32 protein-coding genes are annotated in these 21,286 nt (G+C 40.3%); 1 reads left to right on the forward strand and 31 read right to left on the reverse strand.

Annotated features, from left to right (window positions below; genetic code table 11):
• Positions 1–115: 115 nt before the first annotated feature.
• Both VIC_RS07425 and VIC_RS07430 read right to left on the reverse strand, forming a co-directional pair.
• On the reverse strand, positions 116–877 hold the full coding sequence (locus VIC_RS07425) for a hypothetical protein (protein ID WP_006958819.1): 762 nt from the start codon (positions 875–877) through the stop codon (positions 116–118).
• Between the two features lie 138 nt (positions 878–1,015).
• Positions 1,016–1,363 (reverse strand): DUF5992 family protein, encoded by a 348-nt coding sequence (locus tag VIC_RS07430; RefSeq protein WP_050778615.1) that lies wholly within the window; start codon positions 1,361–1,363, stop codon positions 1,016–1,018.
• Between the two features lie 263 nt (positions 1,364–1,626).
• On the opposite strand from VIC_RS07430, the gene VIC_RS27025 reads away from it, so the two are divergent.
• Positions 1,627–1,929, forward strand: a complete 303-nt coding sequence (locus tag VIC_RS27025; RefSeq protein ID WP_039951577.1) for a hypothetical protein — start codon at positions 1,627–1,629, stop codon at positions 1,927–1,929.
• A gap of 206 nt (positions 1,930–2,135) precedes the next feature.
• On the opposite strand, the gene VIC_RS07440 is transcribed toward VIC_RS27025, so the two are convergent.
• From VIC_RS07440 to VIC_RS07585, 29 genes are all read right to left on the reverse strand, one after another.
• Positions 2,136–2,567 carry a hypothetical protein gene (locus tag VIC_RS07440; RefSeq protein WP_006958821.1) on the reverse strand — a complete coding sequence of 144 codons (432 nt, stop codon included), beginning with the start codon at positions 2,565–2,567 and terminating at the stop codon, positions 2,136–2,138.
• 134 nt (positions 2,568–2,701) lie between these two features.
• Complete coding sequence (locus tag VIC_RS07445) at positions 2,702–3,127, reverse strand: hypothetical protein (RefSeq protein ID WP_039951580.1); 426 nt, start codon at positions 3,125–3,127, stop codon at positions 2,702–2,704.
• A gap of 149 nt (positions 3,128–3,276) precedes the next feature.
• A complete protein-coding gene (locus VIC_RS07450) occupies positions 3,277–3,702 on the reverse strand; it encodes an SMI1/KNR4 family protein (RefSeq protein ID WP_080555921.1) in 426 nt (141 codons plus the stop codon).
• A 147-nt stretch (positions 3,703–3,849) separates the two neighbouring features.
• Complete coding sequence (locus tag VIC_RS07455; RefSeq protein WP_006958823.1) at positions 3,850–4,473, reverse strand: hypothetical protein; 624 nt, start codon at positions 4,471–4,473, stop codon at positions 3,850–3,852.
• A 148-nt stretch (positions 4,474–4,621) separates the two neighbouring features.
• Positions 4,622–5,020, reverse strand: coding sequence for a FosG/FosC2-related fosfomycin resistance glutathione transferase (fos, locus tag VIC_RS07460; RefSeq protein WP_006958824.1), 399 nt, complete (start codon positions 5,018–5,020; stop codon positions 4,622–4,624).
• A 144-nt stretch (positions 5,021–5,164) separates the two neighbouring features.
• Positions 5,165–5,626 (reverse strand): hypothetical protein, encoded by a 462-nt coding sequence (locus VIC_RS07465; RefSeq protein WP_157622134.1) that lies wholly within the window; start codon positions 5,624–5,626, stop codon positions 5,165–5,167.
• Positions 5,627–5,789: 163 nt separating this feature from the next.
• Entirely contained in the window at positions 5,790–6,104 is a 315-nt protein-coding gene (locus tag VIC_RS07470; protein WP_039951583.1) for a hypothetical protein, read from the reverse strand.
• A 145-nt stretch (positions 6,105–6,249) separates the two neighbouring features.
• Entirely contained in the window at positions 6,250–7,056 is an 807-nt protein-coding gene (locus VIC_RS07475) for a hypothetical protein (protein WP_006958825.1), read from the reverse strand.
• A 146-nt stretch (positions 7,057–7,202) separates the two neighbouring features.
• On the reverse strand, positions 7,203–7,898 hold the full coding sequence (locus VIC_RS07480) for a hypothetical protein (protein ID WP_006958826.1): 696 nt from the start codon (positions 7,896–7,898) through the stop codon (positions 7,203–7,205).
• A gap of 670 nt (positions 7,899–8,568) precedes the next feature.
• Positions 8,569–8,889 carry a YrhB domain-containing protein gene (locus VIC_RS07490; protein WP_039951587.1) on the reverse strand — a complete coding sequence of 107 codons (321 nt, stop codon included), beginning with the start codon at positions 8,887–8,889 and terminating at the stop codon, positions 8,569–8,571.
• Between the two features lie 130 nt (positions 8,890–9,019).
• Positions 9,020–9,253, reverse strand: coding sequence for a hypothetical protein (locus VIC_RS07495; RefSeq protein ID WP_006958828.1), 234 nt, complete (start codon positions 9,251–9,253; stop codon positions 9,020–9,022).
• Between the two features lie 2 nt (positions 9,254–9,255).
• Entirely contained in the window at positions 9,256–9,660 is a 405-nt protein-coding gene (locus VIC_RS07500) for a hypothetical protein (protein WP_006958829.1), read from the reverse strand.
• Positions 9,661–9,805: 145 nt separating this feature from the next.
• On the reverse strand, positions 9,806–10,234 hold the full coding sequence (locus VIC_RS07505) for a hypothetical protein (RefSeq protein ID WP_039951589.1): 429 nt from the start codon (positions 10,232–10,234) through the stop codon (positions 9,806–9,808).
• Between the two features lie 142 nt (positions 10,235–10,376).
• A complete protein-coding gene (locus VIC_RS07510) occupies positions 10,377–10,784 on the reverse strand; it encodes a hypothetical protein (RefSeq protein ID WP_039951591.1) in 408 nt (135 codons plus the stop codon).
• A 130-nt stretch (positions 10,785–10,914) separates the two neighbouring features.
• Complete coding sequence (locus tag VIC_RS07515; protein WP_039951593.1) at positions 10,915–11,346, reverse strand: hypothetical protein; 432 nt, start codon at positions 11,344–11,346, stop codon at positions 10,915–10,917.
• Positions 11,347–11,523: 177 nt separating this feature from the next.
• On the reverse strand, positions 11,524–11,943 hold the full coding sequence (locus VIC_RS07520) for an Imm50 family immunity protein (protein WP_039951594.1): 420 nt from the start codon (positions 11,941–11,943) through the stop codon (positions 11,524–11,526).
• Positions 11,944–12,087: 144 nt separating this feature from the next.
• Positions 12,088–12,549 carry a hypothetical protein gene (locus tag VIC_RS07525; protein WP_157622134.1) on the reverse strand — a complete coding sequence of 154 codons (462 nt, stop codon included), beginning with the start codon at positions 12,547–12,549 and terminating at the stop codon, positions 12,088–12,090.
• A gap of 153 nt (positions 12,550–12,702) precedes the next feature.
• Positions 12,703–13,242, reverse strand: coding sequence for a lysozyme inhibitor LprI family protein (locus tag VIC_RS26575; RefSeq protein WP_236612169.1), 540 nt, complete (start codon positions 13,240–13,242; stop codon positions 12,703–12,705).
• A 675-nt stretch (positions 13,243–13,917) separates the two neighbouring features.
• Positions 13,918–14,310: a hypothetical protein gene (locus tag VIC_RS07540; protein ID WP_039951599.1), complete on the reverse strand. Its 393-nt coding sequence runs from the start codon at positions 14,308–14,310 to the stop codon at positions 13,918–13,920.
• A 143-nt stretch (positions 14,311–14,453) separates the two neighbouring features.
• Entirely contained in the window at positions 14,454–14,813 is a 360-nt protein-coding gene (locus VIC_RS07545; RefSeq protein ID WP_039951600.1) for a hypothetical protein, read from the reverse strand.
• 128 nt (positions 14,814–14,941) lie between these two features.
• Positions 14,942–15,550, reverse strand: coding sequence for a hypothetical protein (locus VIC_RS07550; RefSeq protein ID WP_006958834.1), 609 nt, complete (start codon positions 15,548–15,550; stop codon positions 14,942–14,944).
• Positions 15,551–15,694: 144 nt separating this feature from the next.
• A complete protein-coding gene (locus VIC_RS07555; RefSeq protein ID WP_039951601.1) occupies positions 15,695–16,045 on the reverse strand; it encodes a hypothetical protein in 351 nt (116 codons plus the stop codon).
• Between the two features lie 139 nt (positions 16,046–16,184).
• Positions 16,185–16,610: a hypothetical protein gene (locus VIC_RS07560; RefSeq protein ID WP_006958835.1), complete on the reverse strand. Its 426-nt coding sequence runs from the start codon at positions 16,608–16,610 to the stop codon at positions 16,185–16,187.
• Positions 16,611–16,753: 143 nt separating this feature from the next.
• Positions 16,754–17,428 carry a hypothetical protein gene (locus VIC_RS07565; protein ID WP_006958836.1) on the reverse strand — a complete coding sequence of 225 codons (675 nt, stop codon included), beginning with the start codon at positions 17,426–17,428 and terminating at the stop codon, positions 16,754–16,756.
• Between the two features lie 162 nt (positions 17,429–17,590).
• A complete protein-coding gene (locus VIC_RS07570) occupies positions 17,591–18,073 on the reverse strand; it encodes a YbaK/EbsC family protein (RefSeq protein WP_006958837.1) in 483 nt (160 codons plus the stop codon).
• Between the two features lie 153 nt (positions 18,074–18,226).
• Complete coding sequence (locus VIC_RS07575) at positions 18,227–18,910, reverse strand: AbiU2 domain-containing protein (RefSeq protein WP_006958838.1); 684 nt, start codon at positions 18,908–18,910, stop codon at positions 18,227–18,229.
• On the reverse strand, positions 18,888–19,301 hold the full coding sequence (locus VIC_RS07580) for a hypothetical protein (RefSeq protein ID WP_039951603.1): 414 nt from the start codon (positions 19,299–19,301) through the stop codon (positions 18,888–18,890). Before VIC_RS07580 ends, VIC_RS07575 begins: the two co-directional genes overlap by 23 nt.
• A 222-nt stretch (positions 19,302–19,523) precedes the next feature.
• Positions 19,524–19,682, reverse strand: a complete 159-nt coding sequence (locus tag VIC_RS26715) for a hypothetical protein (protein WP_006958839.1) — start codon at positions 19,680–19,682, stop codon at positions 19,524–19,526.
• A gap of 701 nt (positions 19,683–20,383) precedes the next feature.
• Positions 20,384–20,716, reverse strand: coding sequence for a hypothetical protein (locus VIC_RS07585; RefSeq protein ID WP_006958841.1), 333 nt, complete (start codon positions 20,714–20,716; stop codon positions 20,384–20,386).
• Between the last annotated feature and the right edge of the window lie 570 nt (positions 20,717–21,286).

The raw sequence follows: 21,286 nt of genomic DNA on the forward strand, positions 1-21,286 counted from the left end.
TGTTAAGGTGTGAGTAACGCAATACCGATGCCGCCGCATACCACCTTAAACACTAAACACAACGCATAGCAAAAATGCCAAGCGTTGCGAATCACTCTTAAACAGTTTGTTATATTCATATTTTCGCAAAATACTCTGTGATAATGCGCCTTTTAAGCTCAGGAGATTGGATTAATACACTCCTAAGATGCAAGTCACCCTGTTTTAAGGCATCCCAGTGCCCATCAGAATTTAGAGCCGGATTATTTTTCAGCCTTTCGCTAAACTCACGCCCAAACTCCAGCTTTTCCACTTCGAGTTCATAGAACTTATCTTTTTTAACTTCTGAGTATAATTCTATCGGTAGCCAAGCCGAAAACTCAATGTTCCATCCATTTTCAATATTCAAATCAAGTTCAATGAAATAATGAGAAATACTAGGATGTTCAAAGTAGATATCACTATGCACCTCTTTAACCCAACTATCCGTTGAGCGTAAGAAATACCACGTGAACTCAATATACTCTTCACACCGTTCATGTGACGGCGCGTCACTGAACTGATGCTCTATATTGTTCCTTAATTCGATAAGCTTGTTCACCATCAACCTGCGGACAAGTGACAACTTTGACAAAGTATCAAATGAACCTTTAACGCCAAATAGCCTTGATATGTGTTTAATGTCGTAGCACTTAGATAACAACTTTAGACGATGATCTATTGAGCGTTTTAAGTTGGATATGATATCAATATAAAAGTTGCCATTATCGGCAATAGCTAACAAAGACTGAGCGTGATTTACGTATATGTAGCTCTTTTCCCACTCACTTCCTTGAGGTTTGATTGTGAACTTTTTCACGTCCCAATCGAACACTCTTTCGCTAACGTAAATCTTCATACTACCTCGTTGAATATAACGCCGCGTTAATGGGCAGACAACGCTGCCACCAACTTAAACCATTGTGCCATAAACGCTAATGCCAAACTGTGAGCAAAACTTCCAAGCGTTGGTTGTCCAATTGAACGCTTGGTTATATTATTTACTGATTGATATGAAGTCTGCACCCGTACATGAGTTGTCAGCGTAATTGTGAATTCTCACGCTTTTCCCTGTTGTTAAGGCGGTTAGAGCTAAGGAAAATGACTGATTATATGACGCAATAGAATTAAATTTCGCTTCTGGAAAATATATCCATTGCTTGGCTGTAGGAGTTCCAGCACATACTCCATTACCACCATCGATTAATACTGCAAAGCTTTTACCTCCATTAGTTGCATTTGATGCTACTTCTAACAACTGCACATCTTTTACCAATTGACCGGCAACACCTAAACTCGATATAGAAATAATCGCAGTAGCTAAAATCAATTTTCCAAAATTCATTAAATTAGTCTCCATACAAGATCGTATCGGCAATATAACGCCCTGTTAAGGTGTGAGCAACGCAATACCGATGCTCCCGCATACCACCTTAAACACTAAAACCAACGCATAGTAAAAATGCCACGCGTTGCGAATCACTCTTAAACAGTTTGTTAGTCGCGAGGCACCGAGCGACAATTTTAAGCCGAACTAAATTTTGCGAACAACAAACTTTATGTGCTTTGATGCATTTAAGTCAGGCGTAGTCTCAAAGCGGCTACTCAATGAAACCACTTGGAACAAACAACGCCGCAGAAAACGAACTGACAATACCAAAAGGCGCTTTTGAAAAGCTAATCTCACAGTGCGGACTTTCAACGAAGTCACTGAAACCACGTGGAATTTACAACACCAGAGAAAACGTCATTTCAGCGAGTAAATCGACGTTTGTACCGACAAACTCACCGAGCGGAGTTGCAACCAAAAATAGACTCTCGATTGCCCTACCCTGTAAGCACCAAAGAACAAAACAACCGCTAGGACAGGTACAAAACTTTGGACTTAAAACAGCTAGAACTAAGCTCTGATGACCTACGATTAATCGGTGTACCAAGCAAACAGCTGCTAAATTCTAAGCTCAGAAACATGATTTTGATTGCTAGCTTTTTCTGGCGACTAACGCTCTGTTAAGGGGTGAGCAACGCAATACTGATGCCTCTGAAAACCACCTTAATCACTAAAACCAACGCATAGTGAAAATGCCACGCGTTGCGAATCCCTCTTGAACAGTTTGTTATGCATTTGCCACGTATTTCACATGAAGCTTTTCAAACTCAGCAACCAGAACCTTTAGGCAATCACTTAACTCATCCTCTAACTCAAAGAATTCATGTGATTTCTCATGGAGTGTATCCATATTCGGATTGTTGCCAATAGTAACAAGTAGAGCTTCATGGGCTATATAATTTCGCTGCTTTCTGAGTTTATTGAGACGTTTATGTAATTCTTTGTTGTCGTTTAACTTAACGAATGTGTTGAGTAGTCTTTCTAACGGATAATTTTCTACATCGTCAATCGAAAAACCAAAGTGGATTCGGTCACCAACAAGAGCATGAATAAAGTCATATGACTTTCCAATATACATTTTCAACGAAAGCTCTAGGAGCTGAAAATTCGTTAACAGCCCAACCGTTCTTTCGCGGTAAAACTCTTGCTCTTTCTTCATTTTATCTCCTGATGCATAACGCCGCGTTAAGTAGTGAGCAACGCCACCACTGACTCTAACCTATTGTGCCGTAAACACTAAAGCTGATTCAAACCTAGAATGCCAAGCGTTGCGAATCTGCCTTAAACGCTTTGTTATATGTTGGAGGGATAAATACATAACCCGCTAGTTTTTATGTAAATACCGTCACCAACTTTTGGCTCAATCGCCCAATCTTCTGATGATACACAGAGGAATTCAGGACCATTTCTCAGATAAACATCATATATCGTGGAGTCTTCCGAAATATAAACCACGTTATGCACATGACCAAAAATTTGATGAATGAGAAGCCCGTCACCTTGCTTAATTCCGGTTTTTGAGTCGGGTAAGTTAGCTATAATTTTAGCGTCTAAAACTTCCGCGAAATCGAATTCCACTTGCAGAACTTCAGACGGTATATTTGACCTCAAGCTTGCGCTGACATCAATCAAGCATGTAAGCAAATTTCGTTGATGTTCTAGCTGGCATAGGTATTTATCACCAACTGATTTACCGATACTTTTAATATTAACAGTCATACTTTACCCAACATATAACGCCGCATTAAGGTGTGAGCAACGCTACCGCGAAACCTAACCATACCACCGTAAACACACAACCCAACGATAGAATAAAGAATGCCAAACGTTGCGAGTCACTCTTAAATGCTTTGTTATGTTTGTTCGAGTTACTGTTTATGAGCTTCTATTGTTCTGCGGATGAAGACTTCAAATGAGTCATTTGAAACATGATATGAATCTGAAAAATCATGATCTTCCCCATAGATTGCCCAATTTTTTGAAGGCACAAAATAGTAATAACTATCACCGAAAAGCCCAAATACTATGGCATCCGTACCTTTTAGTTCCGACGCCATTTCAGAAACCTCACTGCACACATCTTCAGCAAAAGACGGTGAACAATGCATATCAATGCAACCATCAAAATACAAGCCAGCACCAAGTTCTTTTAAGAAATCTAGATAACTCTCCGGAATGCCTTGATACTTATTGCGAATTTTTTCTATGTTTTGCTCAGACAAAGGCTCCCGGTAATCTAATTCAAAATTACTCAAGTCTTTCAAGAAAGGGGATAAATCTGTATACCTAGCCATTATTACTCCAATTTCCGACTAAAAACATAACGCCCAATTAAGGGGTGAACAACGCCTCCACCCAAACCTAAAGCATTGTGCCATAAACACTAAAACTGAAGTAGAAGCAAAAGTGCCAAGCGTTGTGAATCCCTCTTAAATTGCTTGTTAGAGCTCGTATTTTTTGTAGTACGACCTAAGGATAGATACTTTCTCTGACATCTCTTCTGATAAGCTCTGTGTCTTAATGTATTCATTGAGAGCTTCCAAATTTGGTGCATGTTCAAATGAAAAAATTCCGACGATGTCTTTCATATTCCCACTGCAACTATAAATAATATCCTCAACCATATCCCAAGCATGTATATTTACATACTGCTTCTTTAGCAGTTCAAGCTTTTCATTTGATAATTTATTCGTTTCAATTAATTGGCATAAATCGTCAAACAGGTCATGATTAATTGAAAATGAATCATTTTCTTCTCGTGTAATACGAGCTCCGTCTGACCAACGATTTCCTTTAGTCATTGCTTGCAAGCTCGAGATTGCTAATGGAGTTGCGACTGATTTTAGTTGTTCAATCGACGCATTTGCTTCCTGAACGACAGATTTTAATTCAGCTTCAAACCCCGCCCCCTTAAACCTTGTAAATTTATCGAGATTCGCAAACGCTAAAAATATACCACTTGCAGCGACTGCGATCCCCATTTCTACACTTTGAGCATTTAGACCAAACAGAAAAACGGAAACAACTAACAATGCGAAACCGCACAAATTTAATAACTTATTCATATCGAAAATTCCACGAAAGAGCTCTAACGCCCTGCTAAGTGGCTAGCAACGCATAACACGATACTGAAACTAGCCACCGTAATCACTATGCCTGATTAGAGGTAAAATCGCCAAGCGTTGATAGTCCGTCTTGAGCAGTTTGTTATGTTTAAAGCCAAACAAGCCCACTGTATGGTTTTGTTCTTAGAGATTCTAACCTGCTTTCCAGCGAACCTGAATGTACCTCTAACTTGTGGCCATCAGGGTCTAAAATGTAGAGTGACTGCCCTTCACTTTTGTTCTCTTTCCAAACTTCTACACCCAATGAAACGACACACTTCGCAAAGGCTTCAAATTCTTCAGATGCAATATCAAAAGCGATGTGGGTATAGTCGGCTTTTGGGCAAGGCTCATCGAGTGAAAGACAAAACCAAAGTTCACCTACAGATAAGTAAGCTCCATTATCCCACTTCGCATGAGCAGTGAACCCCAAAATATCTCTATAAAACTGAAGAGAGGATTCCAAGTCACTAACTGCAATAGTGATATGATTTAGCCCTAAAATCACCGTGTCCTCCATTAAACATAACGCCGCGTTAAGTGGTGAACAACGCCAACCACCAAACCTAAGCCATTTGTACCTTAAACACTTAAGCTGACTTGAACTTAAAGTGCCAAGCGTTGTGAATCCGTCTTAAACGCTTTGTTAGGGCTAATCTCGACTGGGGCCATCAACATTAATTGAGGGCATCAATGGCTTTAACTGCGTTTTTAACTGCCCAGACAGCATGACCTGACCGTAGCCCACACTATAAAAACTGTGTTCTGGAGCGAGTAAACTCTCTGTGTCAGTCATTCTGTATGTAGCTGTATAATTATTGATAGCCCAAAAAGGTTTCCCAAGAGCTTTCTCTATGTGCGCAATTTCGGAGTCTTTACTATCAACTAGATCAACTATGTCATAAAAAGACAATTGAATATAACGATCTAGTTCATTCGGGTTATGAACCACGTTATTCACCCTTATAGTGCTGACTAGCTTTAGGTTACTAGCTTCAACTTTTCCGTAAAAGTGACTAATTTCACTCAAAGCGTGAGCTTGAAAATCATCAATTTCATTGCAAACAGATGCAAATGAAACAACTGAAGACACCAACACTAAAAATTTCACCATAATTCTCGCCATTTTTCCCTCAATAGCCCTAACGCCGCATTAAGGGGTGAACAACGCAGCCACCCGACTTAACATATTGTGCCATAAACACTTAAATTGAAGTAGAAGCTGAAATGCCAAGCGTTGAGAATCCCTCTTAAATGCTTGGTTAGGTGTGGAGCCTTTATTTACGCTGGCAAAGCTTGTACTCGTTAGGCATTGTGCGTTCTAGTAAAAGTTTATTAGGATGACCTTTGGGTGCTTTGTGAAGACCATGATATACGATCCACTTGCCTATCTCTCGATGCCTAATTTCATGGCACTTTCTCCAAAAGCTAGGAGTAAGCTCTATCTCAACTAATTCATCATCTATTAGCAACCTTATGTTTGGCTGCGATTGAGAAAAGTTGGAATCTCGATCCACCCGAGCAATACGAACTCCTAAACCTGCACCTGTCTCATAATTGGGCTTACCACTCGTCCAAACTTTGACTTCCATTGTATTGGCCCCTTATGTAAAAACACCTAACGCCGCGTTAAGTGGTGAGCAACGCTACCACCTGACCTAAACCATTGTGCCGTAAACACTAAAGCTGAATCAAACCGAAAATACCAAGCGTTGGGAATCCGTCTTAAACGCTTTGTTAAATTCGTTCTGATGGAGTCCCACAGACTTCAACATGCTTTGGTACCCACCATTCTTTACAAAGACGCGGTTTCAATGAAAAAAAGTAGTCACCATCGACTGGTATTACTTGTTTTTCGCAGTATGTTTTATTTTTCAGAGTTTTATGAAGTTCTTTCCAACACTTTGAGCCTTTCATATTGGTCTGCATCCATTTATCCGAACGAGGCGATATAACTGGAACTTGTATATCTAACGCGCATAGAGAGTATAAAAACTGATCATTTGGTAACTTTATAATTTCTTGCGAATTACTTCTGGGGTTAACAAAATTCCACCCTAGCAGCCAATAAGGAAACGGTTTATCTTTTTTCGACCAAACTTCAGATAAGAAACTAGCCGTCACTTCAATGATCTTTGAGCCAGTTAATGCTTCAAGTGTTTCATATTCATCTGTTTGAGTTAACTTAGGATGTATTAAGCCACAGCGAACATCATAAAAGAGGTTGATGTGCTTCATGACTCCCGGCGAATACTTCAAACTACTATCACTTCCTAAAGAATCTTTAGGCCAATTTTGTAGCTTTTGGCTAAATTTCGTACTCTTTATCAAGCGTAATATTTCGCTATCCTCTGTATGTGACTCACGCAACTCTTCTGTTTTCAAGTGATTGAGGAAAGCTTCAATACACGCAATTGAAAAATACACAGCAGATGTCACATGGTGAAGCATACTTTCTTCATGAGGAGCCCTGTCACTCTCAGTAGCCTCTCTATACATCGAACAATAATTTTTAAATACAGGATCAAGATTCCAAGGATTCATTTAACTCTCCCCGTCCGTAAAAGAATTTAACGCCCAATTAAGGGGTGAACAACGCTACCACCCAACCTAAAAGATTGCGTCATAAACACTAAATTTGAAGTAAAAGCAAAAGTGCCAAGCGTTGTGAATCCCTCTTAAATTGCTTGTTATGACGATTTTCTCGCATTCATAATATTGCCGAGACCAATACTAACAATAGAAATAAATAAGCCACCGAGCATACTTACACCCCATGTTTTCATATCAGATAACTGGGACTCTAGAACTTTTATATGAAGCTCGTACTCTTTGACTTTCTCAACTTTCCCATCGAGCTCGCTGATACTTTGCTCTAGCTTGTTGACCTCTTTACTCAATACACCAAGATCCTTAGCAAGTAATGGCAACTTCAAGACCTTTTCTGGTGTTGCAACTAGTGCCGTTTCTATTAACTCTATACGGTTGTCCATTATATCTAGCTCAAGGTTTTCGGCTATGCTTTCTTCGACTCGCTCCTGTACAACTTCTATTAAATCTGTTTTTGATTCACTATTTAACTTCTGACTAGTGAACAATAAAAGTGTATTTTGCTGTTGCTCTGATAAACTGGCAAGCTGCTTTTCTGATTGATTAATTGTAGAGTCAACTTGCGCTTTAAAATCGACAAAGTCATCAGTTAATTTGCTTAAATCGCCCGCTAGTTCACTATATTGCTGACCATCATTAACTAGTTCAAATTTTACTCTATCTTCCTTAACTTGAGAATCCGTATATAATGTGGCGGAAAACGCTATGATTGCAGTTACCACTGCCGTTGATAGCCCTACGCCAGTAAATAAATTGTCGCTGATTTTAATACTCATATATTAGTTAAATTCCTAAGAAACCTATCGTGCTGATCGTCATAACGCCGCGTTAATGGGCAAGCAACGCTTCCACCAACTTAAGCCATTGTGCCATAAACACAAAAACTAAACTGTGAGCCAAAACTGCCAAGCGTTGGTTGTCCGATTAAACGCTTGGTTATGGAAACCTAAGACAACCAACACACTCACAGCAAAGCATCGGCTCATTGGGACCAATAAACACAACAAACCAGAATACAGCAACCCAATGAAGTCCAAAGAAAAAAACCAACAACAACGATACAGCCAGCTAGAACAAAGAAGGGCCGCCCCACTGAAGCCAAGTAACAGCTAATTGCCGCTTTACCAGTTTCACTTGGGAACCAGATGCAAACGGCAGATTAGCCATCTTGAGAAACTCAAAGCGGCTTTTCATCAGAGATAAAGGTTTGGAACCTAGCAGGGATTTGAGAATGACCATGAAACTCGTAACGAACGCTGAACCAACAAGCCAAATAAGAACTAAATCTTGCTGCACCATAACGCAGCGTTAATGGGCAGGCAACGCCGCCAAAAACTTAGACCATTGTGGCATAAACACAAAAACCAAACTGTGAGTCTAAGCCGCCAAGCGTTGGCTGTCCTGTTGAACGCCTGGTTAGGTGAGTTCTACACCTCATTAATGTGCCTACCTTGTTTTTACATGGTTCTTAATGTAACAATCAACTTCCTCATGATTGCCTGTGATAACTAGCTCCTCTGTATATCTATTAACAATTAGAGGAGTATTTCCACTAAGTGCTTCTCTAAAGTCGCCAGCTTTTATGAATTCTTCGGTGTTGTAATAGAATACCCAACCAAAATCATACTCTTCGGTCTCATTGTCTTGAATTTTTAACCTAATATTAGGATTTACATAGTTGGGTAAAGCTGAACCAAAACTGTTCATTTTAGTCTCTTCACACTTCAGATAACTTTCTACTTTCTTGACTGCTTCTGTATATTCCATAATCACCTAACGCCTTGTTAAGGGGTGAGCAACGCAATACCGATGCTACCGCATGCCACCCTAATCACTAAAGCCAACGCATAGTAAAAATGCCACGCGTTGCGAATCCCTCTTGAACAATTTGTTATGTTTATTTTTTAAAGAGCTTACCAAATGTCTTTTTTAAATGGTCATCTAAGTGTGCTTGAACTATTGTCAGTCCCTCTTCTGCCGCTACGTCTAACAACGCATCGTAATCATTTAATTCGTTACAGTTTTGACATTTTATTAAGTCCCCTGAAGAAAATTCCTGATCGGGTTCCCCCTCTAATGGGCAGTCACAAAACAGACATTTAAGTTCAACAGTAAAGTTGCTGTCATCCATTATTAAAACTCCATCACTTTAAGACCAAGCGTCGCTAGCGCTAGAAGAAAGCCTAGAACAACAAAAAGCCCCTTGTGTTCCTCTATGTAATCTGAGGTTTTCTTCAAAAACGACCTGTTTGCCTTAAGTTCATCCGAACGCTTTTTAGAACGAGCAACACCAATTCCTTTAGGTGTTATTTGTAATCCGTTGTACTTACCACCACCTAAAAACGCATGCTTAAGCCATTCATGCGCTAAGCACTTGTCCGCCGCTTTTTCTAGTTGTTCAAGAGTGAACTTACCTTTGTTAACCGCGTTAATCTCTTGAACCAATTTTTCGTCTATATCGAGATGAACGGTTTTATATGTATGACCATGCTCTTCCATATAGTCGACAACATTATTTAATAAAGCATATTCAGGCATCGTTCCTCCGCTAAACATAACGCCCAATTAAGGGGTGAACAACGCCTCCACCCAAACCTAAATTATTTTGCCATAAACACTAAAGCTGAAGTAGAAGCAAAAGTGCCAAGCGTTGTGAATCCCTCTTAAATTGCTTGTTATGTTTTTACGACCTCGATGCTATTTCCATAAACAGTACGACTAAAAAGCCTAAAACGAATCCTAGAAAGGCAAGCATTGTCATTATTGTATCTGGTTCTGAATGAGCTCTGTCGATATCTGGATGCTTTATGTAGATTCCCTTTATGGGAAAGCGCCTGTAGTACAATCGTGGATAAAAGCCATGTGTAGCTTTGATTTGATGGCTATAGCGTAGTTGAGCTAAAAAACTCAACTGCGCAGCTGAAAACATAGCGAAAGACGTAATGTCACCACGGGTATAACCATAATTGAAATTGTAGACGCCTAAACCGAAGTACAGAAATAGTAAGCCTGCAACCACTTGAAGCGCTTTTTTATGATGATAAATTGGCTGCAAAACAATGAACATAATGACACATGTACTTGTAGTGCTAATGATAAGATTCCAGTCCATATGACTCCTAAACATAACGCCCAATTAAGGGGTGAACAACGCCTCCACCCAAACCTAAGGCATTGTGCCATAAACACTAAATTTGAAGTAGAAGCCAAAATGCCGAGCGTTGTGAATCCCTCTTAAATTGCTTGTTAGGCATTTATTCACAATAGTAAACTTTTATTTTATCTGGAGTTTTTCCATCACCTTTATATGCAGTCCAACCACCATTTGAACTACATGAACTTCCATTGTGTCTCGCTTCTAAGCAATAGCATAGCTTGCGATTATCTACATTTTCTATCTTTGTAGATAAATTACCAACATTGACCTTGAGACTTGACACATCTTCTTCCAAAGTGCCCTTAGACTTTTCTATCTCTGCCATGGCTTGAGTCTTAGCTAGTTCTATTAGTTGGATAGCATCTTTCTTATCTTCTTTCAAAGATGCATAATCCTTGTCATCTTCAATTGCTGATAGCCTACCGTCTAACTGTCCTAGAAATAATGCACCTGAGACAACAGATATAATCAATGTAATTACCACTCCGATTTCAATTTTAGACATATATACTCTCCCTGTTGATGCCTAACGCCGGGCATAAGGTGCGCCACGACTAACTCACCAAGCCCACTGAACTCCACACCAAAACCGCCGAGTGTAACGCGTCACCCTTGATGCCTTTGTTAGGTGCGTGTTACTCAAAGTGCTTTGTATACAACACCTGATTCCACGCATTTGTTAAAGCATTATCAATCGATACCGCCTTAGAAAATCCGGTAGGTTCACTAGCTACAACAAAAGCAATTGGCTCATTTTTATAACTCAAAGCCACTGCATTACCATCAGATGACCATTTGAAGGAAAAATCCGCTTCACTGGTACCTGTTATTACTGCTTTTTCAGAGGCCAACTTTGCAGGTAATAATGGTGGTTCTCCCTTAGAAGCATCCGCTTTCCAGTCAAAGTTAACCGGTGGTTTTACTCGCATATATGCGATCGCATCTTTTGATGGTGACTGCTCTCCTGGCTTTGTGAGGTAGAGAAATGCTACTTTGTCAGTTTCGTCTAATATCGCGAACCGATTAGAAGCAGCACTGTGTGAATGTATAAAAATGCCTTCAGCCATACATGTTCCTGTAATTAAGACACCAATTACTAAGGTTATTATTCTTCTCATAAGCACCTAACGCCGTGTTAAGTGGTGAACAACGCCAACCACCAAACCTAAACCATTGTACCTTAAACACTTAACCTGACTGGAACTGAAATCGCCAAACGTTGTGAATCCGTCTTGAACGCCTTGTTAGGTATTTGTTTTTCTCAAACACTTTTGAACCACGATCGACGTACAAATCATATTGCATTCGAAGGATTCAACATTCGTCGAAGAGCTCATTACAACAGACAACAACCCTGACATTTCATCCTTTTTAACATTTAGATAATACAAGCAATTGTCATAGGTAAAACCGCTAATATCTACGGATGAAACTCCCAAAAACTCGATTGTAACCTCTGAGTAATGGGATATTTGATATTCTTGTTCCGAGCCTGTGTAACAAGGGAAGTCAAAAACAACAGTGACACTGGGAGCATTTTTGCCACCAGAGTTTAAGTTCCCTGAATTCAAGTTCAGCATATTTATATAAGCATCATGAAATGAAGGTGGTTCATCAAACTCTTCAAGCAATAATGCAGAATTCTCAATAAAGTCCCATGCCATGTTATACTCCAAAAATACCTAACGCCGCGTTAAGTGGTGAACAACGCCAACCACCAAACCTAACCCATTGTACCTTAAACACTTAAGCTAACTTGAACTTAAAGTGCCAAGCGTTGTGAATCCGTCTTAAACGCTTTGTTAGGGCTAATCTCGACTGGGGCCATCAACATTAATTGAGGGCATCAATGGCTTTAACTGCGTTTTTAACTGCCCAGACAGCATGACCTGACCGTAGCCCACACTATAAAAACTGTGTTCTGGAGCGAGTAAACTCTCTGTGTCAGTCATTCTGTATGTAGCTGTATAATTATTGATAGCCCAAAAAGGTTTCCCAAGAGCTTTCTCTATATGCGCAATTTCGGAGTCTTTACTATCAACTAGATCAACTATGTCGTAAAAAGACAACTGAATGTAACGATCTAATTCATTCGGGTTATGAACCACGTTATTCACCCTTATAGTGCTGACTAGCTTTAGGTTACTAGCTTCAACTTTTCCGTAAAAATGACTAATTTCACTCAAAGCGTGAGCTTGGAAATCATCAATTTCATTGCAAACAGATGCAAATGAAACAACTGAAGACACCAACACTAAAAATTTCACCATAATTCTCGCCATTTTTCCCTCAATAGCCCTAACGCCCTGTTAAGGTGTGAGCAACGCAATACCGATGCTTCCGCATACCACCTTAAACACTAAAACCAACGCATAGTAAAAATGCCACGCGTTGCGAATCACTCTTAAACAGTTTGTTAGGGCTCAGTTACCCAGCGATACTAGTTCGTCTAGCTCACTCTGCAAGCGAGCAGTTCGTTCAAAAACTAAAGTTTCGAGTTCCGAGTAATATATCAATGGGTATATGGAGCCCCCTTTGTACATATCAGCTACTGATCTCGCATGGGCTTCGATATACTCGTTCCACTTTACCTGTGCAGACCCGTACGCTTCGGTGCGGTCACTATCTAGCTTACTCATTAATTGAGCGTAAACTTCGTTCATTTTAACTAATGAACGATTATAACTATCCGAAGCCATTTGGTTCATTTCAGTTTGAGTAATATGCTCAGTGCTACTCGTCTGCATATGAGAAACCGATTTAGTGTTTAAATCTAAAACATGACTCTGCACCGCACTACTTTTTTCTGTGAGCATAGAAGCAAACTGGTTTAAGCCTGAGATATCTAAACCTTGCTCACTCATTTTTTTATGTATATCTAGAACTTTTTGATGCTTATCCAAAATTTCTAATTCAGGCTTTGATTCGATTCTTCGCTTTATAAGATAACCAATGCCCGTCATGAGAGCTCCTAGTAAAACGAAGCCCAACTTTTCTATCATTTCATTCATTTACACCGAATCATCCTATGAGCCCTAACGCCGCGTTAATGGGCAAGCAACGCTGCCACAAACTTAAACCATTGTGCCATAAACACAAAAACCAAACTGTGAGACAAAACCAGCAAGCGTTGGTTGTCCGATTAAACGCTTGGTTATGGAAACCTAAGACAACCCATACACTCACCACACTACATGAGCTCTTTGCAACCACGAAAACCCCACAAGCCAGCATGCAGCAACCCGATGAAGTCCAAAGAAGAAACCTAACAACAACGATATGGCCAATTGATACAAAGAAGGGCCGCCCCACTGGAGCCAAGATTCAGCTAATTGCCGCTGTACCATGTAACTTGGGATAAAACGCAAACGGCAGATTAGCCATAGAGAAATACCCAAAGCGGCTTTTCACCAGAGATAAAAATTTGGTACCAAGTGAGGAAATAAGAGCTCACAGGAAACTCGCTACAAAAGGAGAACCAATAACCAAATAAGAACTAAATTTTGCTGCACCATAACGCCCAATTAAGGGGTGAACAACGCCTCCACCCAAACCTAAAGCATTGTGCCATAAGCACTTAATTGACTTGAAGTGAGGGCGCCAAGCGTTGTGAATCCCTCTTAAATTGCTTGTTAGGTTTAGACAACTAGCAAGTCACCATAACCCCAGATAGCCGTACCTAAAACAACAAACACATGAGCAAAAAGCTTTAAAACCTTTCTGTCTTTTGGCGTTTCAGGTTTACTCGCTATATTGGACTTTACTAACCCGTTGACCAGATCGTTGTCTGATATGTTAGGCATAACCGCTCTTTTCTTAGCTGTAACCTTTATAGCATCGAAAACTTCGTCATGTGAGTAACTCGCAAGGCGATATTCGACAATTGCTGCAAACAATACCAAAACTGCTCCTGACCTCTGGAACCAAATAGTATCGTCTACCGTTTGAATATCAAAAAACATCGAAGCCATTGAAAATACAATGCTTATAACGAGCAATAACCACTCTTTCTTATGCTTGCCGAACTTCACTATCTCTCCTTTAAACCTAACGCCTTGTTAAGGGATGAGCAACGCAATACCAAAGCCGCCGCATGCCACCTTAATCACCAAAACCAACGCATAGTAAAAATGTCACGCGTTGCGAATCCCTCTTGAACAATTTGTTAGGTGAATTATCGCGCACCCAACTCCTTTAGTTCCCTTGCACTTTTTAGAACAGGTTGAAGATAGTTCTCTAACGCTAAAAACCATTGCGGCTCAGACAACTTACCATCAGAGCCAACTTCTAAGGGAGGTACCCAATCTTTGTGCCGATTAAAAAGATCTGGGATTGAACCACTAACATTCGACAATTGATTTTGGTTAAAACCATTGAAAATCAGCTCATCTAGGTCAAACAAAGCACGCTCGTATATTGAAATTATCTTGGCATCGTTATGGTTTAGTTGAAGATGAGCAATTAAAAGCGTCAAACGTCCTTTTAAGTCATTTAGCTGCATCAATCTATCATTCTTTGTGTAGTGATATTCCATTAATTCACCTAACGCCCTGTTAAGGTGTGAGCAACGCAATACAAAAGCTCCTGCATACCACCTTAAACACTAACCCCAACGATAGAATGAAAAATGCCAAGCGTTGGGAATCACTCTTAAATGCTTTGTTATGCACGTACTGCACCAAAGCTTTCTGCTATAACGTAAGAATTACCTAACTCAAAGACAGACAAGCTTGGGTAACTTATGAATTCTGAACCTGTCCAATGTTTTGGAGCGCCTACCTCAATGGGCTTGATATTTATTGGCAGTGCACTTAGCTCTTGAGTAATTTTGTCAGCCAATGGTTTGGGGAAGCGACCTAAAGTACCAAATTTAGCTTTCACGATCCCATTTACTGTTGGCTTTTGATTCAAGAACCGGACTAAGTATTCCGCTTTTCCCATTATCTCCACACAGGCGCTGAAAAGAACACCAAGAAGTGACTCTGGGCTGCATGAGTTCCCCGAAAAAAACAGGTCAATTTCTACTTCTTGGTACGGAATTAAAAGAGGAGAGTTCTTAGATATAGAGAGTAACTCTTCTTCAACAGAGCATATAGACTCTTCAACGACACCAATACACTGCACTTCCCAAAGTTCAGGAGCAGCCTCATTATGCATCAAGACTGAAAGGCTAATCCTAAGATCGTCCGCATACCAATCAGCATCAACGATGCGAATATTACCTTCTGCTTCATCAAACTCTGTTTGAATTCTTTCCAATAGTTCTTTCATATAACCCTAAGTGCATAACGCCGCGTTAATGGGCAGACAACGCTACCGCAAACCTAAGCCATTGTGGCATAAACACTAATACCAAACTGTGAGACAAAACTGCCAAGCGTTGACTGTCCAATTGAACGCTTGGTTATGTGGAGACTAGCCCCACTTTTGCAACGCACAATCTAATGCCTTTAAAACTCGTTTACGATTGGATGCTTTGTTTAAGCTTTTTGGCAATTTACAATACCAAGGATGCCAATAGTGTTCAGATGGAGGGTGAGAGTCACGCGTTGAGGGGTGAACTTTCTGCACAAAATACGCTTTGCATTCAATAATCTGCTCAATACTGACAAATTGAAATGTAAAACCACATACGTTGACAAAGTACACCCATTGCTTCAAAAGGTTATCCCTACTTTTCTTTACAGGTACACCACCTTCATTATATGAGCTCATGAAATCAGAGTGCACTTTGGGGTCTGCTAACTCACGCCATATTTTACTCATATTTTCTCCACATAACGCCCAATTAAGGGGTGAACAACGCCTCCCCCGAACCTAAAGCATTGTGCCATAAACACTAAATTTGAAGTAGAAGCAAAAATGCCAAGCGTTGTGAATCCCTCTTAAATTGCTTGTTATGTGTTTACTCAAAGTAACCCTTGGAAGCAATTGCAACCGATTGAAAGTACAACCCTTCACCTTCTTCTAGGTCAGGAAGAGTTGGACGCCAGAAAGATAACTGAAGCTCTTTAAACACGTAGCTATAGCCTAACTCTGGATCAGCATGATCATAGTTACCTTCTAGCTGAACTCGTTCGAGCACATTAGCCGCTAAAGTCCTATGTACGTCAAAGCCAAACAATGTCGTTGAAAACAACTCAGACGCAGCAGCTTCAATGAACTCAACTCTTCCTTCATTATTAAAATCTACCATGAGACCATCTAAAAAATGATGGCGATGACCATAGATGTAATCAGAAGCTCCGATAACATTGCTCACTTCAGTTTCTGTCATACCAAGCTTGACTGGACCGATTGAGTTTCCTAGTTGAATTTCGAAAATTTCCATTTTTGTCCTAAAAACACATAACGCCCTGTTAAGGGGTGAGCAACGCAATACCGAAGCCGCCGCAAACCACCTTAAACACTTAAACCAACGCATAGTGAAAATGCCACGCGTTGCGAATCCCTCTTAAACAGTTTGTTATATTTCTATTTCGCCATTGTCAGAAAACCATTAACGATAAAAACACATACAACACCAAACGAAATAAAAAGCAACTGGGTCATAAATACTACTCGACGGTCATATTGAAACGGCTTCATTTCACCAACCTTATAACCTGCTGCAAATGTAGGAAATGTACCTAAGTAAAGGTTTTTATGTACCATTGGCGATCTGTAATATTGCATAGCAACTCTAGGCCAGAGTCCAAAGTCCATTAATTGTTGCAAATATCTTGGCGAGTTTTGATACATAGCTGAAAGCCCTGTACTCATGGAAATACCCCCACCAATTGACTTACGATGAACCAAAGCTTCAAAGGCCGTTTTAATTGTGGCATTTGAGTCATTGTTATAAATTTGCTCTCCTTTCCTTGCTCTCATAAAGCAGCCGCCCAGTAACAAATAAAAGAAAATGACATCTTTTACCGAAGATGGAACTGTAATACCAAGCAATGAAAAGAACCAATCCATGGGTTGATGTACGAATGCTTTATACATGTCGAGAAGAACTTGGAACATGTACGCAAAATCGAACGATACAAAAGCAGATATAAAGTTTACAACTGCGATTGTTGCTGCTAATACTCCGCCCATAGCAAAAACGGACTTAAATGACTCTATAGCTTTCGCTATAGATTTTTTATTGTTCTCAGAAAACACAAAACACCACTTTCGTTGTAAATTTGACTAGAAATATAACGCCCAATTAAGGGGTGAACAACGCCTTCGCCCAAACCTAAAGCATTGTGCCATAAACACTAAATTTGATGTAAAAGCAAAAATGCCAAGCGTTGTGAATCCCTCTTAAATTGCTTGTTATGTTTATTTTGCTATATCTATCCACTGTCCCTGTGTTAGTTCACCTAATTTCTGCGGATTCAGCTTAAACACTGAATTAGGTGTTCCCGCTGCTGCCCAAATTTCAGAATACTGATTTAGATCTTTGTCCAAAATGGTGTGGACTGATGAATTGTGAGCAACTGGTGGTACACCGCCTATAGCGTAACCAACTTTGTCACGAACAAAAGAAGCGTCTGCTTTGGTGAGAACAATTCCTGTAGCTTCTCTGACTTTGTTAGCACACACCATGTTAGAGCCAGAGACAACAACTAGCACCGGCTCACCGGTTTCTCCATGCTTAAAGATTAACGACTTCGCTATTTGGGAAACGGTACATCCGATAGATTCAGCGGCATCGAGCGCTGTACGAGTAGAACTTGGCATTTCCTGAACGACAAAATCTTGGCCGTTTCGAGACAAAAACTCCTGTACTTTCAATGACGAAGACTTCAATTCCTTTGACATATATCCTCCTTAATCTTGCTTATTCGACGATAAACATAACGCCGCATTAAGGTGTGAGCAACGCAATACCGAAGCTTCCGCATACCACCTTAAACACTAAACGCAACGCATAGCAAAAATGCTACGCGTTGCGAATCACTCTTAAATGCTTTGTTATGTGTTTATCAACCGACTCACTAAGATTTTACCATTACGAGAGCTTGGTAACGTTGTAGAACGAACAATAATTTGGTCTTTATCTATTTTATCGGCTTCAACGCCTAATGTACGCACAAAAGAAAAACAACGACTTAACAAGGTAAGCATGCCTTCGTAGCTTATTTCATTCACAAATGTCCTTTTACCCATGTAAGACTTTAAATCGTTATGGGCATATAGTTTATTTCGAATTTTCTTAAGGCCTGTCGTTTTAAAATCAAGCTTAATACTTTCTAGAGTCAGGTGAAGATCTTTCGAATAACTCCCCCCACTTAACGTAACCAGATAATCAAGGGTTAGATTGTTATCACTTCTTGTTGCTGCCGGGTCAAATAATGCACTTGTTCTACAGACAATCTCGAAGAACAACGATTCTTGAATATTCGAAAAACACTCAGGAAAGCTGTGATTCAATGCTTTGACCGATTCCTCAGAGCCAAACAATTCTTGATACAACTCTACTTTTGTCTGTATCTCTGCGATCATTTTTTCTAATCGATAAAACTCGTTCATATGTCTCCAAACACATAACGCCGCATTAAGGTGTGAGCGACGCTTGGCTATACTTGAGCGAAGCGAAACTGCCAAGCGTTGCGAATCACTCTTAAATGCTTTGTTAGTTGGTGGACTCCAACGCATGCTGAAGACATTCAGCGCCTTTGCACCCTAGGTAAATATTTTTGCCATTAGACATCTTTAATTTCAAAGCCTTACCTATTGAGACATTGTATAACCAACCATCTTTTAGCAAACGAACTCCAATGCCTTGATACCATTTCGTTTCATAAGACGAAATATCTACAATACTTGAAACTTCGACTTCCTTTCGAAGAAAGCCAAAACCAAAATACCAGCACACTTTATTACCACTTACCTCAACAGACATCGAGTAAAACAATGCACCGATTACAAGATTAACTGTCAACGCTATGAGCATACTGCCAATGTGATTCGATGTTAAAACTATAATTGCACTGAGAATAGAAAGGATGACTATCAGTATCTTGTTAACTTCCGTTTGTTTATACATTACTTTTTCGTTCCCTGTACTGAACCAACTAACGCCGCGTTAATGGGCAGACAACGCTACCACAAACTTAAACCATTGTGACATAAACACTAATGCCAAACTGTGAACCAAAACTGCCAAGCGTTGGTTGTCCGATTAAACGCTTGGTTATGGAAACCTAAGACAATCAATGTACTCACCGCAAAGCGTAAGCTCATTGCGGCCACGAAACCCCATAAACCACTATGCAGCAACCACATGAAGCCCAAAGAAGAAACCTAACAGCAACGATACGGCCAATTGATACAAAGAAGGGCCGCCCCACTGGAGCCAAGATTCAGCTAATTGCCGCTGTACTAATTTCACTTGGTAAATAGATGCAAACGGCAGATTAGCATTCATGGAACACTCAAAGCGGCTTTTCACCAGAGATATAACTTTGAACCTAGTGGACATGTAAGGGTGGCAATGAAACTCGCAGCGAATGCTGAACCAACAAACCAAACAAGAACTAAATCTTGCTGCACCATAACGCCGCGTTAATGGGCAAACAACGCTGCCACCAACTTAAGCCATTGTGCCATAAACACAAAAACTAAACTGTGAGCCAAAACTGCCAAGCGTTGGTTGTCCGATTAAACGCTTGGTTATGGAAACCTGAGACAACCACTACACTCACCGTACAATACGAGCGCTTTGCAACCACAAAACACAACAAACTTGTATGCAGCAACCCAATGAGTCCAAAGAAGAAACCTAACAACAACGATACAGCGAACTAAAACAAAGAAGGGCCGCCCCGCTGAAGCCAAGTTTCAGGTAATTGCCGCAATACCGATATCACTTGGAAGCAGAACGCAAACGGCAGATTAGCCTTAATGAAAAACTCAAAGCGGCTTTTCACCAGAGATAAAATTTGGAACCTAGTGGACATGTGAGAATGGCTATGAAACTCACCTCTAACGCCAAACCACCAAGACAAATAACAACTAAATCTTGCTGCACCATAACGCTTGCAATAAGGTGTGCCACGATAAACTCACCAAGCACACTGAACTCCGAACCAAAACCGCCGAGTAAAAAGCATCACCTTGATTGCTTTGTTATGTGTCAAACTCTTCAGCAGTTGAGCTTTCTAAACTCATTGCTAAAAAACGAATTCCCGGACCCGACTCAAAATTTTGGACTTCAATCTGAGCATGTGACCACTGACGACAACTTATATCCACAATAGCCATACCTCCAAGATAACCATCGAAACCTTCTTCAATGGTTAGATTGGATACATTCATAAACTTAAATTTTCGGAAACCGCCAGCCCTATCATGAGTTGTCAGTTCGATAGAACTATTCAAAGGCTCCCAAGGGTCAATATTATATTTAAACTCAACTAAATCTGTGTTTGCGAAATCTGCAAACATCACCTTTTTTTGCATGTTTGCCTCCTGACACATAACGCCGCGTTAATGGGCAGACAACGCTACCACATACTTAACCCATTGTGGCATAAACACTAATGCCAAACTGTGAACCAAAACTGCCAAGCGTTGGATGTCCAATTGAACGCTTGGTTATGGAAGGTTAAGGCAGCCACTACACTCACAGCAAAGCATGAGCTTCTTTGCGGCCACGAAACCAAACAAACCGCTATGCAGCAACCAATTAAAGCCCGAAGAAGAAACCTACAACAGAGATACGGCCAACTAAAACTAAGAAGGGCCGCCCCACTAAAGCCAAGATTCAGCTAATTGCCGCAATTCCAAACCCACTTGGGAGCCAATTTCAAACGGCAGATTAGCCTTAACAACTTACTCAAAGCGGCTTTTCACCAGAGAGCAAAATTTGGAATCAAGTGATTGAGCAAAAACTGCTTTGAAACACGCAGCGAGCGATAAACCAACAAGCCAAACAAGAATAAACTTTGCTGCACCATAACGCCGCGTTAATGGGCAGGCAACGCTACCACAAATTTAAATCATTGTGGCATAAACACTAAAGCTAAACTG

Source organism: Vibrio coralliilyticus ATCC BAA-450 (assembly GCF_000176135.1).
GTDB lineage: Bacteria > Pseudomonadota > Gammaproteobacteria > Enterobacterales > Vibrionaceae > Vibrio > Vibrio coralliilyticus.

What these genes read in the sequence shown, in the direction of transcription:
- VIC_RS07425 (WP_006958819.1), bottom strand. Translation starts at nt 877, where the DNA reads ATGAAGATTTACGTTAGCGAAAGAGTGTTCGATTGGGACGTGAAAAAG.
- VIC_RS07430 (WP_050778615.1), bottom strand. Translation starts at nt 1,363, where the DNA reads ATGAATTTTGGAAAATTGATTTTAGCTACTGCGATTATTTCTATATCG.
- VIC_RS27025 (WP_039951577.1), top strand. Translation starts at nt 1,627, where the DNA reads ATGAAACCACTTGGAACAAACAACGCCGCAGAAAACGAACTGACAATA.
- VIC_RS07440 (WP_006958821.1), bottom strand. Translation starts at nt 2,567, where the DNA reads ATGAAGAAAGAGCAAGAGTTTTACCGCGAAAGAACGGTTGGGCTGTTA.
- VIC_RS07445 (WP_039951580.1), bottom strand. Translation starts at nt 3,127, where the DNA reads ATGACTGTTAATATTAAAAGTATCGGTAAATCAGTTGGTGATAAATAC.
- VIC_RS07450 (WP_080555921.1), bottom strand. Translation starts at nt 3,702, where the DNA reads ATGGCTAGGTATACAGATTTATCCCCTTTCTTGAAAGACTTGAGTAAT.
- VIC_RS07455 (WP_006958823.1), bottom strand. Translation starts at nt 4,473, where the DNA reads ATGAATAAGTTATTAAATTTGTGCGGTTTCGCATTGTTAGTTGTTTCC.
- VIC_RS07465 (WP_157622134.1), bottom strand. Translation starts at nt 5,626, where the DNA reads ATGGTGAAATTTTTAGTGTTGGTGTCTTCAGTTGTTTCATTTGCATCT.
- VIC_RS07470 (WP_039951583.1), bottom strand. Translation starts at nt 6,104, where the DNA reads ATGGAAGTCAAAGTTTGGACGAGTGGTAAGCCCAATTATGAGACAGGT.
- VIC_RS07475 (WP_006958825.1), bottom strand. Translation starts at nt 7,056, where the DNA reads ATGAATCCTTGGAATCTTGATCCTGTATTTAAAAATTATTGTTCGATG.
- VIC_RS07480 (WP_006958826.1), bottom strand. Translation starts at nt 7,898, where the DNA reads ATGAGTATTAAAATCAGCGACAATTTATTTACTGGCGTAGGGCTATCA.
- VIC_RS07490 (WP_039951587.1), bottom strand. Translation starts at nt 8,889, where the DNA reads ATGGAATATACAGAAGCAGTCAAGAAAGTAGAAAGTTATCTGAAGTGT.
- VIC_RS07495 (WP_006958828.1), bottom strand. Translation starts at nt 9,253, where the DNA reads ATGGATGACAGCAACTTTACTGTTGAACTTAAATGTCTGTTTTGTGAC.
- VIC_RS07500 (WP_006958829.1), bottom strand. Translation starts at nt 9,660, where the DNA reads ATGCCTGAATATGCTTTATTAAATAATGTTGTCGACTATATGGAAGAG.
- VIC_RS07505 (WP_039951589.1), bottom strand. Translation starts at nt 10,234, where the DNA reads ATGGACTGGAATCTTATCATTAGCACTACAAGTACATGTGTCATTATG.
- VIC_RS07510 (WP_039951591.1), bottom strand. Translation starts at nt 10,784, where the DNA reads ATGTCTAAAATTGAAATCGGAGTGGTAATTACATTGATTATATCTGTT.
- VIC_RS07515 (WP_039951593.1), bottom strand. Translation starts at nt 11,346, where the DNA reads ATGGCTGAAGGCATTTTTATACATTCACACAGTGCTGCTTCTAATCGG.
- VIC_RS07520 (WP_039951594.1), bottom strand. Translation starts at nt 11,943, where the DNA reads ATGGCATGGGACTTTATTGAGAATTCTGCATTATTGCTTGAAGAGTTT.
- VIC_RS07525 (WP_157622134.1), bottom strand. Translation starts at nt 12,549, where the DNA reads ATGGTGAAATTTTTAGTGTTGGTGTCTTCAGTTGTTTCATTTGCATCT.
- VIC_RS26575 (WP_236612169.1), bottom strand. Translation starts at nt 13,242, where the DNA reads ATGACGGGCATTGGTTATCTTATAAAGCGAAGAATCGAATCAAAGCCT.
- VIC_RS07545 (WP_039951600.1), bottom strand. Translation starts at nt 14,813, where the DNA reads ATGGAATATCACTACACAAAGAATGATAGATTGATGCAGCTAAATGAC.
- VIC_RS07550 (WP_006958834.1), bottom strand. Translation starts at nt 15,550, where the DNA reads ATGAAAGAACTATTGGAAAGAATTCAAACAGAGTTTGATGAAGCAGAA.
- VIC_RS07555 (WP_039951601.1), bottom strand. Translation starts at nt 16,045, where the DNA reads ATGAGTAAAATATGGCGTGAGTTAGCAGACCCCAAAGTGCACTCTGAT.
- VIC_RS07560 (WP_006958835.1), bottom strand. Translation starts at nt 16,610, where the DNA reads ATGGAAATTTTCGAAATTCAACTAGGAAACTCAATCGGTCCAGTCAAG.
- VIC_RS07570 (WP_006958837.1), bottom strand. Translation starts at nt 18,073, where the DNA reads ATGTCAAAGGAATTGAAGTCTTCGTCATTGAAAGTACAGGAGTTTTTG.
- VIC_RS07575 (WP_006958838.1), bottom strand. Translation starts at nt 18,910, where the DNA reads ATGCGTTGGAGTCCACCAACTAACAAAGCATTTAAGAGTGATTCGCAA.
- VIC_RS07580 (WP_039951603.1), bottom strand. Translation starts at nt 19,301, where the DNA reads ATGTATAAACAAACGGAAGTTAACAAGATACTGATAGTCATCCTTTCT.
- VIC_RS26715 (WP_006958839.1), bottom strand. Translation starts at nt 19,682, where the DNA reads ATGAATGCTAATCTGCCGTTTGCATCTATTTACCAAGTGAAATTAGTA.
- VIC_RS07585 (WP_006958841.1), bottom strand. Translation starts at nt 20,716, where the DNA reads ATGCAAAAAAAGGTGATGTTTGCAGATTTCGCAAACACAGATTTAGTT.